This window comes from bacterium SCSIO 12827, from assembly GCA_024397995.1.
GTDB lineage: Bacteria > Pseudomonadota > Alphaproteobacteria > Rhodospirillales > Casp-alpha2 > UBA1479.
In genome coordinates this window covers 467,159-480,662 of sequence record CP073746.1, presented here as the reverse complement: position 1 = coordinate 480,662, position 13,504 = coordinate 467,159, and the positions used below count along the sequence as shown (strand labels likewise).

15 protein-coding genes are annotated in these 13,504 nt (G+C 64.3%); 8 read left to right on the top strand and 7 right to left on the bottom strand.

All coding sequences use genetic code 11. The annotated features are described in order from the left end of the window. The first annotated feature begins 5 nt into the window (after positions 1-5). A complete protein-coding gene (locus KFF05_02255) occupies positions 6-1,679 on the top strand; it encodes an acyl-CoA/acyl-ACP dehydrogenase (GenBank protein UTW52225.1) in 1,674 nt (557 codons plus the stop codon). 139 nt (positions 1,680-1,818) lie between these two features. Next, a complete protein-coding gene (locus KFF05_02250; GenBank protein ID UTW52224.1) occupies positions 1,819-2,184 on the top strand; it encodes a hypothetical protein in 366 nt (121 codons plus the stop codon). Between the two features lie 4 nt (positions 2,185-2,188). On the opposite strand, the gene KFF05_02245 is transcribed toward KFF05_02250, so the two are convergent. Further along, positions 2,189-2,896 carry a ribonuclease activity regulator RraA gene (locus KFF05_02245; GenBank protein UTW52223.1) on the bottom strand — a complete coding sequence of 236 codons (708 nt, stop codon included), beginning with the start codon at positions 2,894-2,896 and terminating at the stop codon, positions 2,189-2,191. A gap of 106 nt (positions 2,897-3,002) precedes the next feature. Here KFF05_02245 and KFF05_02240 point away from each other — a divergent pair, with 106 nt between their 5' ends. The 3 genes from KFF05_02240 (at position 3,003) to KFF05_02230 (ending at position 4,865) form a co-directional block, all read left to right on the top strand. Then, complete coding sequence (locus KFF05_02240; GenBank protein UTW53546.1) at positions 3,003-3,200, top strand: twin transmembrane helix small protein; 198 nt, start codon at positions 3,003-3,005, stop codon at positions 3,198-3,200. Between the two features lie 31 nt (positions 3,201-3,231). Beyond that, positions 3,232-3,816, top strand: coding sequence for a cob(I)yrinic acid a,c-diamide adenosyltransferase (locus tag KFF05_02235; protein UTW52222.1), 585 nt, complete (start codon positions 3,232-3,234; stop codon positions 3,814-3,816). A gap of 167 nt (positions 3,817-3,983) precedes the next feature. Then, entirely contained in the window at positions 3,984-4,865 is an 882-nt protein-coding gene (locus KFF05_02230; protein UTW52221.1) for a 3-hydroxybutyryl-CoA dehydrogenase, read from the top strand. 10 nt (positions 4,866-4,875) lie between these two features. Here the strand turns inward: KFF05_02230 and KFF05_02225 are convergent, their stop codons facing one another. Both KFF05_02225 and KFF05_02220 read right to left on the bottom strand, forming a co-directional pair. Beyond that, positions 4,876-5,895, bottom strand: coding sequence for a dipeptidase (locus KFF05_02225; protein UTW52220.1), 1,020 nt, complete (start codon positions 5,893-5,895; stop codon positions 4,876-4,878). Further along, a complete protein-coding gene (locus tag KFF05_02220) occupies positions 5,885-6,367 on the bottom strand; it encodes a dCMP deaminase family protein (GenBank protein UTW52219.1) in 483 nt (160 codons plus the stop codon). Before KFF05_02220 ends, KFF05_02225 begins: the two co-directional genes overlap by 11 nt. A 256-nt stretch (positions 6,368-6,623) precedes the next feature. Between KFF05_02220 and KFF05_02215 the strand changes: the two genes are divergently transcribed. Further along, the gene (locus tag KFF05_02215; protein ID UTW53545.1) at positions 6,624-7,493 is read left to right on the top strand and encodes a GNAT family N-acetyltransferase; all 870 of its coding nucleotides are present in this window, start codon (positions 6,624-6,626) and stop codon (positions 7,491-7,493) included. Further along, on the top strand, positions 7,421-8,338 hold the full coding sequence (locus KFF05_02210; protein UTW52218.1) for a 1-acyl-sn-glycerol-3-phosphate acyltransferase: 918 nt from the start codon (positions 7,421-7,423) through the stop codon (positions 8,336-8,338). The genes KFF05_02215 and KFF05_02210 overlap by 73 nt, the downstream gene beginning before the upstream one ends. Here the strand turns inward: KFF05_02210 and KFF05_02205 are convergent. The 4 genes from KFF05_02205 to KFF05_02190 all read right to left on the bottom strand — a co-directional run bounded on the left by KFF05_02205 (position 8,318) and on the right by KFF05_02190 (position 12,906). Continuing rightward, positions 8,318-9,460 carry a site-specific DNA-methyltransferase gene (locus tag KFF05_02205; protein UTW52217.1) on the bottom strand — a complete coding sequence of 381 codons (1,143 nt, stop codon included), beginning with the start codon at positions 9,458-9,460 and terminating at the stop codon, positions 8,318-8,320. The genes KFF05_02210 and KFF05_02205 overlap by 21 nt on opposite strands. A 115-nt stretch (positions 9,461-9,575) precedes the next feature. Beyond that, the gene (locus KFF05_02200; GenBank protein ID UTW52216.1) at positions 9,576-10,214 is read right to left on the bottom strand and encodes a ribonuclease HII; all 639 of its coding nucleotides are present in this window, start codon (positions 10,212-10,214) and stop codon (positions 9,576-9,578) included. A 12-nt stretch (positions 10,215-10,226) separates the two neighbouring features. Then, positions 10,227-11,663 (bottom strand): cation:proton antiporter, encoded by a 1,437-nt coding sequence (locus tag KFF05_02195; protein UTW53544.1) that lies wholly within the window; start codon positions 11,661-11,663, stop codon positions 10,227-10,229. A gap of 154 nt (positions 11,664-11,817) precedes the next feature. Continuing rightward, on the bottom strand, positions 11,818-12,906 hold the full coding sequence (locus tag KFF05_02190) for a PA0069 family radical SAM protein (GenBank protein ID UTW52215.1): 1,089 nt from the start codon (positions 12,904-12,906) through the stop codon (positions 11,818-11,820). A gap of 115 nt (positions 12,907-13,021) precedes the next feature. Between KFF05_02190 and KFF05_02185 the strand changes: the two genes are divergently transcribed. Beyond that, positions 13,022-13,273, top strand: coding sequence for a hypothetical protein (locus KFF05_02185; protein ID UTW52214.1), 252 nt, complete (start codon positions 13,022-13,024; stop codon positions 13,271-13,273). The last annotated feature ends 231 nt before the right edge of the window (positions 13,274-13,504 follow it).

Here is a 13,504-nt window from a genome sequence, read left to right as displayed (position 1 = left end):
GCGTCATGGACGCCAGCGCACCCAGCGGCGGCATTCTGCTGCCCAATCTTTTGACCCTTTGCCGCGAGGCCCAGGGTGCTGCCGACGACGTGTTCGCCGCCGCCCGCCGCCGCGTCACCGACATGTGCAGCGAAAACGGCAAGGTGTCAGGCCCCCTGGTCGACGCCAATCAGGTGGCGGCCCACGGTTTGTCCTGGCTGGCGACCTATGTCGAGGGCCTGCGCCAGATGCTCGGCTGGGCCGAACGCCTGGAGGGTGCGAGCACCTTCGGCGAGATGGAACAGCTGATGGTCCAGGCCGCGTTCGGCGAATACCTAGCCCAGATCAAGGGCGGCATCGCCTTGTCACAGGTCGAAATCGTGCGCCCGGCGGACATGGGCCTGACGGCCGACGACATGTCCCCCCTGGAAACCGCCGCCGTCAAAACTTTGATCGCGGGCGGCAACACGCCGGCCCTGCGTGCACGCATGGGCGAGATCATGGCGGAGGGCCATTTCGGTGCCCTGGGCCTGGACGACGAGATGTTGGACATGGTCCGGGACCAGTTTCACAAGTTCGTCGAAGACCAGGTCATGCCCCATGCCCACGAATGGCATCTGGCCGATAACCTGATCCCCATTGAGATCGTCGACCAGATGGCGGAATTGGGTGTGTTCGGCCTGACCGTGCCGGAAGAGGGCGGCGGGCTCGGCATGGGCAAGATCGCCATGTGCGTGGTCACGGAAGAACTGTCCCGCGGCTATATCGGCGTCGGCTCTCTCGGCACCCGCTCGGAAATCGCGGCGGAACTGATCCGCCTCGGCGGCACGCCGGAACAGCAGGCCCATTACCTGCCCAAGATCGCGTCCGGCGAAATCCTGCCGACGGCGGTGTTCACGGAACCGGGCACGGGATCGGATCTGGCATCCTTGAAGACCCGCGCGGTCAAGGACGGCGACACCTACAAAGTCACCGGCAATAAAACCTGGATCACCCATGCCTCACGCTCGGACCTGATGACGCTGCTGGTCCGCACCAACCCGGACGAGCCGGGATACAAGGGGCTTTCCATGCTGCTCGCGGAAAAGCCGCGCGGCACGGAAGACGACCCCTTCCCCGCCCCCGGCATGTCCGGCGGCGAGATCGAGGTGCTCGGTTACCGCGGCATGAAGGAATACGAGCTCGGCTTCGACGGTTTCGAAGTCCCGGCGGGCCAGCTTCTGGGCGGCCAGGAAGGCCAGGGCTTCAAGCAGTTGATGGCGACCTTCGAAAGTGCCCGCATCCAAACGGCGGCCCGCGCCGTCGGCGTGGCGCAGAACGCCATGGAACTGGGCCTGCAATACGCCCTGGAGCGCAACCAGTTCGGCCGCGCCATCCATGCCTTCCCGCGCGTCCACGGCAAGCTTGCCTGGATGGCCGTGGAGACCATGATCGCCCGCCAGCTGACCTATTTCGCCGCACGCGAAAAGGATTCCGACCGGCGCTGCGATATCGAGGCCGGCATGGCCAAGCTGTTGGGCGCGCGCACGGCCTGGTCCAATGCGGACAACGCCCTGCAGATTCACGGCGGTAACGGCTATGCCATGGAATATCCGATCTCGCGGGTGCTGTGCGACGCCCGCATCCTCAATATTTTGGAGGGGGCGGCGGAAATCCAGGCTCAGGTCATTGCCCGCGGCCTGATGTCCGGGCGTAATTAACCCTTCCCTCCCAAACGCCTTCGCCCATCCCTGCCGCCTGGCCACGAGTTGGCCCGATCCTTGCGTCTTGCCGTTGGTCAAGTGCGGCCACCCCGGCCATTGTCCGGCGGGCGGCCCGATTTAAAGCGAGGTCATGGTCATGGGTATGGAAGAATTTCGCAATTACATGAACGCATTAGAGATTTTGAGCGAGGAAATCGAGGCCTCTCCCGAATTCAAGTTAGTCGCCGGCGCCATGAACCGTCCGGAGATGCTGCATCGTTTCAATTTGCACCGCGCGATGGTCAATCTGCTTCATTTTGTCACCGTGCACATGATGCGCGCCGATGCTCATGACTATGATGGGGAGAGCGAGCGGTGGATTCTGGGCGCCCTGGATCAGGCGTCGAGAGAAATCCGCAATGGCCTTACCCGCCCCCTTCCGCTTGAGGCGCGACACCTTGCCGAGCGGTCGCTGAACCTGTCCAACCAGATTCTCGCCGACATCCACACCGTCGCCGCCTGAAAATTCAGACGTCCTCGGGATCACGCCAACCTTCGTATTCCTTTTGGGTTTCCGGGCTGGGTGGATAAACGCCGATGATCGGCTGACCGGCCTGAATCTTCTGTTTGGCGAACCGCTCGAATCGTTCCTGGGCAACACCGTCGGCCGCGACTTCCGCTGCCAGATCCCGGGGGATCACCACGACCCCGTCGCCATCAGCCTTGATAATATCGCCGGGAATGACGGCGACCCCGCCGCAGCCGATCCGGGTTCCCGTATCCCCCGCCGCCAAGCCCACGATATGAGCGGGCGCCGCCGGGCCCGCCGCGAACACGGGCAGGCCCACGGCGATCGCCTCTGCCGCGTCGCGCACGCCGCCGTCGGCGACCACGCCGGCAACACCCCGCACCTTCAATCGCTCCAGAATCAGATCACCCAATACCGCCGTTTCCGCATCGCGCCTTGCGTCGATCACCAGCACCGCACCCTCGGGCACCTCTTCGATGGCGTGGCGCGGCACATAGCCGTCGGCGCCCAGAACGGCGGGGGCCGACAGGTCCTCCCCCGCGGGGATGAACCGCAGGGTGAAGGCCTCGCCCAACAGCGGCTTGACCGGCGCGTTCAGGGGCCGAACCCCGGCCATAACGACCCGGCGCAATCCCCGCTTCAACAACTGCATGGACACGGTGGCGACGGAAATACGTTCCAGGTTTTGGCGGGTTTCTGCATCCATGAATGGGCTCCTTGAATCTGGGACAGTCCGGCATCTTAGCCGCGTGTACAGTGAAACAGCCGGGAAAATCGGTGACGCCCGGCGGGGAAAGGACTATATCTCGGAAATGGAAGGGTTCTTCACGATCCTCATCGTCATCGCCCTGGCGCTGACCCTGCTGGTGCTGTTCGTCGGCATCGGCGCCTTCGCCGTGGGCGGCAAGTTCAACGCGAAATATTCCAACAAACTGATGCGTGCCCGCGTGCTCATGCAGGGCATCGCCATCATCCTGTTCGCCGTTCTCATGCTGCTGAGCGGCAAATAGACGCCCTATCCGGCGCAGGAGGACGCATTCCTTGGTTACCTTGTCGAAGATCTACACCCGGGGCGGGGACGCGGGCGAAACCTCGCTGGGGTCCGGCGACCGGCGGCCCAAACACGACATCCGGGTTGCCGCCTACGGCACCGTCGACGAAGCCAATTCAGTGATCGGCCTGGCCCGGCTTTACACCGGTCCATCGGGCTCGGACGCGGATACCGAGGCCGACGCCATGTTGAGCCGCATCCAGAACGACCTGTTCGACCTGGGCGCCGATCTGTGCACACCCGAGGACGGCAAGCGGTCCGAGGGGGCGCTGCGCATCCAGACCTCGCAGGTCGCGCGCCTGGAGACGGAAATCGACGCCATGAACGAGGATCTGGAACCGCTCAAATCCTTCATCCTGCCAGGCGGGCGGGCAGCGGCGGCGCACCTGCACCATGCCCGCACGGTGGCCCGCCGGGCTGAACGCCTGATCACCGAACTGGCGGAGACGGAAGCGATCAACGCCGAAGCCGTGAAGTACGTCAACCGCCTGTCCGACCACCTGTTCGTGCTGGCCCGCCGGCTCAACGACGGCGGCCGGGCGGACGTTCTTTGGGTCCCCGGAGCGACCCGCTGAGCTGACCGAATCAGGCGCTGCATTACCTTGGAATCATGTATACCAAAGGGCCGAACGGGCCTTGACCACCCCTGGGGGTAAGCCTATTGTGCGAGTGCGAACAGCCCAATTCCGGCATAAAGATCGGACCGGCGCGGGGCGCACCGGAGTGTGGAGATTAGAAAATAATGTCGGATAAGATTAAGAAGATCGGCGTCATCGGCGCCGGCCAGATGGGTAGTGGCATCGCGCATGTGTGCGCCCTGTCCGGTCGTGCCGTCTACATGCTGGACGTCAGCGACGACGCCTTGGCCCGGGGCATGGACACCATCGAACGCGGCATGAGCCGTCAGGTCGAACGTGATCTGATCTCCGCTGACGACATGAAAAACGCCCTGACCCTGATCAAGACCGGTACCGATTATGCCGGCATGAAGGATTGCGACCTTGTCATCGAGGCCGCCACGGAAGACGAGGAAGTCAAAAAGGCGATCCTGCGCTCCCTCGCCGATCATCTGGGCGAGAACACGGTGATCGCGACCAACACGTCCTCCATCTCCATCACCCGCCTGGCCGCCCAGACCGACCGGCCCGAGCGTTTCGTCGGCATGCACTTCATGAACCCAGTGCCGCGCATGGATCTGGTCGAACTGATCCGCGGCATCGCGACCAACGAAGAAACCTTCGCGATGATCCGCGAACTGACCACGGATCTGGGCAAGAAGCCGGTCAACGCCGAGGATTTCCCGGCCTTCATCGTCAACCGCATCCTGCTGCCGATGATCAACGAAGCGATCTACACCCTGTACGAAGGCGTCGGTTCGGTCGACGCCATCGACACGGCCATGCGGCTCGGCACCCGCCATCCCATGGGCCCGCTGGAACTGGCCGACTTCATCGGCCTGGATACCTGCCTGTCGATCATGCACGTGCTGCACGACGGCCTGTCCGATTCCAAGTATCGGCCCTGTCCGCTGCTGGTGAAGTATGTGGAAGCCGGCTGGCTCGGCCGCAAGACGGGCCGTGGGTTCTACGACTATTCCACGGATACGCCGGTCCCGACCCGCTGATCCGGCGGCGCTATCCGCCCCATACCCGACGGAACACGCGCAGCCAGTTTTCCCCCATGATCTTTTGCACGTCGGCGTCGCCATAGCCACGCGCCAATAGTCCTGCGGTCAGGTTGGACAGGGTCGCGGGCGTCTCTATCCCTTTGGGGAAATAATGCGGCGGCGGCGGATAGACGGCGGCGTCCCAGCGTCCTGTTTTGATCGCGTCGTCGTAACGCGCCTGCGCCTTGTCGGCCGGAATGATCGGGTCCATCCCCATGTAATAATCGATGCCCAGACCGACATGGTCGATGCCCATCAGTTCCACCGCGTAGTCGATGAATTCGATAAAGCGGTCCAGGCCAGGCCTTGGATCGTCGCCGAGAAAACTGGGGAACCCGTTGATGCCGACAACCCCGCCGGTCTTGGCGCAGGCCTTCATCTGTTCGTCCGTGATGTTTCGCGGCGAAGGATGCAGCGCCTTGGCATTGGCATGGGAAAACACAAAAGGTCCGTCGCAGATTTCCATGGCGTCCATGGTGGTCTTGAACCCGGTATGGCTGCCGTCGACGATCAATCCCAGGTCGTTGCAGCGCTTGACCAAATCTTGGCCGAACAGGCTGAGCCCCGCATCCGTGCGCTCCAAGGCGCCGTCGCCGACCCGGCATTTCACGTTGTAGGTCAACTGCACCATGCCGAGGCCGAGCGCCTTGTAGGCGTCGAGCAGGTCGAGATCATCCTCGACCGCGTCCGTACCCTGGAAGTGGAACACGACGGCCATGTCGCCGACCTGTTTGGCGGCCTCGATATCGGATGCCTTGCGCGCCAGGCGCAGGCGGTCACGCCCTTCGATGAAGCGGTGCCAGCGCCCGAAAATGCGCAACGTCTGTTCCGCCGTTTCACGGATCGCGATGGTGGGAACCGCGGCGGTCAGGCCGCCGTCCATGTAGTAGGTGACGTTGGCCGGATCCATCAACAGTGGACAGACCCCGTCGATGACGATGGCGTCGCGGTGCAGCGTCAGGGCGTGTGCGGCGGTGTCAGTCGTCATCGCCGGGGGGCGGCTTGTCTGCCGAGACCAGGCCCAGGTCGACCCCGGCCTCGTCCAGCATAGCCTTGGTGATCTTGTCGTCTTCCGACCAGCGGGAAGCGAAGTCCGCGTTCTCCAGGCTGCCGGCATCGACCACCACGCGTTTGATGCCGACCTGAACGATGGCCCGCGTGCAGTCGGCGCAGGGCAAATGGGTGACGTAGATCGTGCAGCCCTTCAGCGACATCCCGATGCGCGCCGCGTTGTAAATCGCGTTGCGCTCCGCATGCTCGGTCCATTTGTATTTCAGGGGCCGGGTATGACGGTCCTCGACCGCGTCGTCGATGGTGCGGGGAAAGCCGTTGAAGCCGTAAGGTCCCGGCGTCTTGTCATCCCCCACGATCACCGCGCCGACCTGGGTCGAGCGGTCCTTGGACCAAGTCGCGACCTCCTTTGCCAGACGCAGGAATCGAATATCCCATTTCTCGCTCATCGGCTGATCCCCAATTCATCCCCGTTGCAGGCTCCCGTTCCGCCGAAGGTTGCCATATCGCGCGCGGATGGGCCACGACAAAGGCGTGCCAACGGGCTTCCCCTGTCATCGAACCGTCACGCCGCCGTTAACAAAGCTTCTTTTGTCTTCGCCGGGACCGTCTGTCATCAGATGTGAAATTGGCCCTGGGCGATGAATACGCACCTGACCAACCAAGACATGCCGTACCGGCAATAGGGACCGCGATATCATGAACATGCTCGCCAAACTGGCCGTTCCCAAAGGGGTGCTGCCCAAGTTTGCATACCCCCGGAGAAAGACGCCTGCCCCCACCCCGCCACGCCCGGTCGACGTGCGTGCCCGCAACCTGGAAATCCGCCTGGCGGAAACTCCTGAGGAGATCGAGGCCGCGCAACGCCTGCGCTACAACGTATTTTACCGCGAGATGGGCGCCATCCCGACCGTGGAGGCCGCGCGCCACGAGCGCGACGCCGATCCCTTCGACGAGATCTGCGACCACCTTCTGGTCCTCGACACGGACCGCTCGCAGCCCGGTCGGCCCTTTGTCTGCGGCACCTACCGATTGATTCGCGGCGCCGTGGCCAAGGCCAACGGCGGGTTCTATTCGGCCCACGAATACGATCTGTCGGCCTTGCTGCGTCATCCGGGCGAACTGGTCGAACTGGGCCGGTCCTGCGTTCATGAAGACTACCGCACCGGGGTGGTCATGCAGCTTCTGTGGGGCGGCATCGCAGAATACCTCACCGCCTACGACATCAAATTGATGTTCGGCTGCGGATCACTGCCCGGCACGGACGCCGAAGCGCTCATGCCGGCGCTCAGCTATCTGCACCATTTCCACATGGCGCCCAGCGACATCCGTGCCCGGGCGCTCGATGACCTTTACGTGAAGATCGACCGGGTGCCCCTGACCCGCCTGGATCAAAGAGCGGCCCGCGCCATGCTGCCGCCGCTTATCAAGGGATACATGCGCGTCGGCGGCTTCATCGGCGACGGCGCGGTTATCGACAACCAGTTCAACACGACGGACGTATGCATCATCGTACCTACGGACCACATCACCGAGAAATACCAGCGCCACTACAAGCCCTGTGGGACGCGCTAGGCGACGCCGGTCCCGTCGCCGCCTCGGGCCTTCGGTCCGCCGGGCGTATTTCGCTCTTCCTTGCCCTGACGGGCGCGCTGCTGCCGCTCGCGGTGGCCGCCTATCCGTTGGGCGCCGCCGCCGTCAGGCGCATCGCCCTGATCTGGTTCCGGGGCGTGGCGTGGCTGGCCAGCTTGCGCATCAAGGTCCATGGCGTCCCCCTCGGCCAAACGGGAACACTTTATGTCTGCAACCATGTGTCCTATCTGGACATCCCGGTGCTGGCTCTGCTGACAGACGCTGCCTTCGTGGCCAAGGATGATGTCCGGGATTGGCCCCTGTTCGGGCTGTGCGCGAAAATTTACCGCACCCTGTTCATCCGCCGCGACGCCAGGGAGGCGCTCGGCCAGCGCGCCGAGATGGCGGACCGTCTTGCCGCCGGCGACAGCTTGGTGCTGTTCCCCGAGGGCACGTCGTCGGACGGCATCCATGTATTGCCGTTCAAAAGTGCCTTGTTCGCCGTCGCCGACGCGGCCCCGGGGGCGGAGCAGCCCCGCGTGCAGCCCGTGTCCATCGCCTATACCCGCTATGCCGACGGCCGGCCGCTCGACCGGGGACTGCGGGCCCTTTACGCCTGGTACGGCGACATGACCCTGCTGCCGCACCTGGTTTCCGTGTTCGGGCTGCGCGGTGCCATGGTCGAGGTCACCTTCCACGCGCCGGTGCAGGCCCGCGATTTCAGGGGCCGCAAGGCCCTGGCCGCCCATTGCCATGACAAAATCACCATGGGCGTGACCCGCGCCCATTGGCGGCGGGTCTACGACATTCCCATGGAATCCGGAAAGTTAGTGGAGTTCCGCCCGTAACTTCTGGCGGAACAGGTCGATGGGCACCAGTTCGTTGCCCAGTTCGACATGCCAGAACTGCCAGCCGTTGCAGGCCGGGGCCTTCTGCACATGGGCGCCCACCTGATGGATGGAGCCGCGGAAATCAGCAGCGGCCAGGGTTCCGTCGGCACGCACCCGCGCCGTGTGACGGCGCTGATGGTCGGTCAGGGTCTGGCCGGCCTTGAGCAACCCCCGTTCAACCACCCAGCCGAACGGAATGCGCGGCTGTTCGCGCTTGGCCGGCGTGGTCAGCAGCGACGGCTCGGCCAGCGGCTCGATCCCGGCCAGGCGTTCCTTGGCCAGGGCGGCGTATTCCTGATCCCGTTCCAGGCCGACATAACGCCGGTCCAGCATGCGCGCCACGGCGCCGGTGGTGCCCGTGCCGAAGAACGGATCCAGGATCACGTCGCCGACGTCCGTCGAGGACAGAATGGTGCGGTAAAGCAGCGCTTCCGGTTTCTGGGTCGGATGGGCCTTCTTGCCCTCGGCGTTCTTCAAACGCTCCGCCCCCGTGCATAGCGGGATGGTCCAGTCGGAACGCATCTGCAGATCGTCGTTCAGCGTCTTCATGGCTTCGTAGTTGAAGCGGTACTTGGCATCCTTGTCCCGCGCCGCCCAGATCATGGTTTCGTGGGCGTTGGTAAAGCGCCGGCCCCGGAAATTGGGCATGGGGTTGGATTTGCGCCACACGATGTCGTTGAGGATCCAGTATCCCAGATCCTGCAGGATCGCGCCGACGCGGAAGATGTTGTGATAGCTGCCGATCACCCAAAGCGTGCCGTTGGGTTGCAGCACCCGGCGCGCGGCGGACAGCCAGGCATGGGTGAATTCGTCATAGCTTTTGAAGCCCGAGAACCGATCCCAATCGGCGTCGACGCCGTCGACCCGCGAATTGTCGGGGCGATGCAGTTCGCCTTCCAATTGCAGGTTGTAGGGTGGATCGGCGAAGACCATGTCGACGCTGCCTTCCGGCATGGCGTTCATCAACTCGACACAGTCGCCGACATGGATGGTGTCGGCATAGGCTTCCGCCGCGGCGACGGCGGACTCACGTTCGGCAGCGGCCGCCTTGCGGCGCGCGGTGGCAGGCTTTCTCGTCATGTTCAGACTTTCCCAGGTCCCCAGTATTCGGGGAGCATGGCCAGGGCCGGAGTCGCGGTCAAGAAGTATTTGGATTCAAATACTTAGGAGAGAGTCTTGACGGCATATATAGGACTCACGACTCCCCGTCGCCCAAGATGTTGCGGATCGGCTTGTAACTTTTTCGGTGCTCCGGCGTCACGCCCTGACGTTCCAAGGCCGCCTTGTGCGCGGCCGTGCCGTATCCCGCGTTGCGCTCCCAACCGTATCCGGGAAACCGTTCCGCAAGATCGGCCATCAGGCGGTCGCGGGTCACCTTGGCGGCGATGGAAGCGGCAGCAATGGACAACGACCGACCGTCACCGCCGACCAGGCAATCGATCCGGCATCCGGGTGCGGACGGCAGGGGCGGCGGCCGGTTGCCGTCGACCAGGGCGAAATCAGGCACCCGGCCCAGGGCCTGGACCGCGCGATCCATGGCCAGGAACGTCGCCTGCAGAATGTTGAGGGTATCGATTTCCGCCGCCGAGGCCTGACCGACGCCGATCACCGCATGAGGGGTGAGTTCCGCCAACAGGCGGTCGCGGGCGGCGGCTTTCAGGCGCTTGGAATCGTCCAGCTCCGACGCCAGAGACAGGGGCAGGCCCGCGCGGTCGAGGATCGCCGCCGCGGCAACGACCGGCCCGGCCCAGGGCCCGCGGCCGGCTTCGTCGATGCCGCAGATGACGGCGTGGCCGGCGGCCCGGGCTTTATCCTCGTGATCGAAATCAGGCACGGCGGCACACCGTCAGTCGTCCTTCGACTTTTGTTTGGATTTGGTTTGCGGCTCGGGTTTTGGTTTATCCGCGGGCGGGGCCGTGTCCGCCTCTGGGACGGCGGGCGCCGCCGCCTTCTTGCGTCGCGACCGGCGCAAGCGGGCCCGGCGCAACAGCAACGCCCCCTTGCGCAATTGGCGCATGGATCGCGAACGCGCAGTGCCGAAGGTTTCCGTGAGAATTTCCGTCTCCGGCGCATAGACCAGGCGGACCAGTTCGCCACCCGACGCAACGCCTTCGTGGGCGATGGCCTGAATGCGCCGCGCCGTGACGACCCACAGCGGCGACAGGGCCAGCGACATCACCGTGACCGAGACGACCAGCCGGGAGTCATCGGCGTTCAGCACGCCGGCGGACACCCCGACCACGGACAACAGGAACGAGAATTCGCCGATCTGCGCCAGCAAGACCCCGGACAGAAAGGCCCGGTCCCAAGGCTGACCCAGGGCGCGCAGGAAGCCCACGTTGATCACGGTCTTGAACACGCTGACCAGGAAGAACAGCAACAGCACCCGGCCCAGGTTGTCCCAGATATAGCTCATGTCCAGCAGCAGCCCGATGGACAGGAAAAACACCATCATCAGGATACTCTGGATCGGCACCACCGTTTCCGTGATGGGATGGCGCAGGGTCGAGTTGCCGACGATCAGCCCGGCGATGAAGGCGCCGTAGGCCGCCGACAGACCCATGACGCCGGCGATCGATGCACAGCCGAAACAGAAGGTCAGCGCCGCCAGGGGGCGCAGGTCGACATTGGGCAGGATGCGGTCGGTAAACGGCAGGACGACCTTGCGCCCGCGCGACAGATACCAGATCAGCCAGGCCAGGAAACCGATGGACAGCACGATCTTGGGGATCGTGATCCATTCGAATTGCCCGCCCTGCATGGCCCCCACCCATAACAGCATGGGCACCACGGCCAAATCCTGGGCGATCAGGATGCCGACCGTGACCCGTCCCGTGCGGGTGCGCAACTCACCCAGATCTTCCAGCATCTTGACCACCACCGCCGTCGACGACAGGGCAACCACGAACCCCAGCAGCACGGAAAGCGGCATGGACCAGTCGAAAATCTGTGAACACAGCAAGGTCACCGCGACGGAGGCGGTGATCTGGAACGCCACCGTGAACACGGCCAGCCGCCACATGCGACGGAACGATCGCAGGGACAGTTCCAGCCCAACCAGGAACAACAGCAGCAGCACGCCCATTTCCGCGAGCAGTTCGAGGGAACCCTGGTCCTTGACCACGCTGAGCCCCGACGGCCCCAGGATGACACCGGCCAGGATGTAGCCGACGATGGCCGGCTGGCGCAGGCGGGTCATCAGCATGCCGCATAACAGCGCCGCCAGAACGACGAGGGCGATGCCGGTCAGGTCATTGCCGTGGGCCGCGTCCGACGCGGTCATGGCCTTTTCCGTGACCTCGGCCACCGCGTCGACGGCAGCGGCGCCGATCTCGGCGATCTTTTCCGGAAGCTCTTTCGGGGTTGCCTGGGGATCCATGGACACAGGGTAGCATTTCCCCGGCATCGCTCCACATGGTGATTGTGAGAGACCGCCCCTAAAACAGAGACATCTGCGCCGACGGCGGCACCGGCGGGCGGAACAGGTCCGTGCGCAGCGGGCGGCTGCCGGACCGCGCCCGGTCAAGCCCCGCCCGCTTCAGCGCCGCCTTGAAGCGGGCGGCAAGCAACTGCGCCTCGATCCCCGTGCCGGTATGACGGGCGCCCCATTCGGCGCGATATAGCGCACCCCCGCGGCTGGCCTTGAGACGGTTCAAAACCCGCTCCGCCCGGTCCGGGTAATGGGCTTCCAGCCATTCCCGGAACAACCCTGCGACTTCGCCCGGCAAACGCAGCAGAACATAGCCCGCCGCCGTCGCCCCGGCGGCGGCGGCTTCGGCAATGATGGCGTCCAGTTCCATGTCGTTGAGGGCCGGAATCATGGGTGCTGCCAGCACCGTCACGGGAACGCCGGCCCCGGCCAGACCGGCGATGGCGCGAAGACGCTTGGCCGCCGTCGGCGCCCGGGGTTCAAGCCGCCGCGCCAACCCCCGGTCCAGGGTCGTCACGGAAACCGCAACCGACGCCAGGCCCTTCGCCGCCATGGGCGCCAGGATGTCGAGATCGCGCAACACCAGATCCGACTTGGTGGTGATCAACACGGGATGATCGCAGGCGGCCAGAACCTCAAGCACCTCGCGGGTAATACCGTGCCGCCGTTCGATTGGCTGATAGGGGTCCGTATTGGCCCCCAGCTGCAAGGTCTGGCAGCGGTAGGACCTGACCGCCAGTTCGCGGCGCAGTAATTCCGCCGCGTCATGCTTGGCGAACAGCTTGGTTTCGAAATCAAGCCCCGGCGACAGCCCCAGATAGGCATGGCTCGGCCGCGCGAAACAGTAGACACAGCCGTGTTCGCACCCCCGGTACGGATTGAGCGAACGGTCGAAGGGAATGTCGGGCGACGTGTTGCGCGCGATCACCTTGCGCGCCGTGTCGGGAAGGACCTGGGTGCGCAGCGGCGGCAGGTCGTCGTCATCACACCATCCGTCGTCCACGGCCTCCCGCGTCAGGCGCTCGAAGCGGCCGTCCTGGTTTGAAACGGCGCCCCGCCCCTTCGTGGCCCCGCCGAATTTAAGAGATGCGGACATGGAACAAGGATATCGCGATATTAGAACAATACAAGAACATTTGAAGTGATGATGACTGCACCGCATATCACCGGAAGGCCGCCGAGTTCCCTCGCTTGCGCCCCCTAATTCCTATATGCTTGCCATCGGCAGCAAGGAGACCACATTGCCCAATTTCCACATCTATCCCGTCGCTGACGGTGATTCGTTCTGGGTCAAGGCCTCGAGCAGTGAAGAAGCCCGCAAGCTGATCACCCTGAATGTTCCGGACGCCCCCAACGCGGCCGAAGCTTCGCAATATCGTTGCGAGGAGGATGACCAGAAATCCCCTCCCCATGGGCTCATCTATCATCAGCAAGGCCGCCCGATCACCATCACCCGGCGCTAAACCGCCGGCCTCCCTTCCCACACGGCAGACCGTCGCCCCGCACACCTGGACAAGAGTCCCGGTGACAGCGCCGCCGCGGTTTGTTAGAGTTTCGTTAAGGTTACGGGCCGGCGTTTTCCGGCCTGCTGCGGAGAAACATGGTCTGGGCATGGGTACATGAGCAAGATCAAGGAAATCATCGACGGCATCCTCGACGGCTTGGCCGAACTGCTGGCCCCGCCGCCGGCCCCC